Annotated in this window: 1 protein-coding gene; it reads left to right on the forward strand. The window is 32.8% G+C overall.

Annotated elements, in window-relative coordinates; translation table 11 throughout:
- Window positions 1-234, forward strand: a 234-nt coding sequence (locus PL9631_RS26890) for a transposase (protein ID WP_231516864.1), incomplete at its 5' end; no start/stop codon positions are given.
- Window positions 235-299: the final 65 nt, after the last annotated feature.

The following is a 299-nucleotide window of genomic DNA, read 5'->3' on the forward strand; positions in this document are numbered from 1 at the left end:
AATTCTATTGAAGGCAAATTTGGCCAAGGAAAAAGAAGATTTAGCCTGAATCGGATTATGAATAAACTAGCTCATACTTCCGAAACGGCAATTGCTATTACTTTTTTAGTCATGAATCTCTCTGTGATTCTTAGACAGATTTTGGGGTCAATTTTTTTATTCCATTACTTTTTTCAAGTCATTGATTATGACAAGTTATCTCTTAACTCATTACCTCGAAAAAAACTTATCTGACCTTCTGACTTCATTAGCTAGTTAATCATTCGTTTCCTTTTCTGTTACTTTTTCAGCAAGCCCTA

Origin of the sequence: Planktothrix paucivesiculata PCC 9631 (genome assembly GCF_900009265.2) — a bacterium.
GTDB lineage: Bacteria > Cyanobacteriota > Cyanobacteriia > Cyanobacteriales > Microcoleaceae > Planktothrix > Planktothrix paucivesiculata.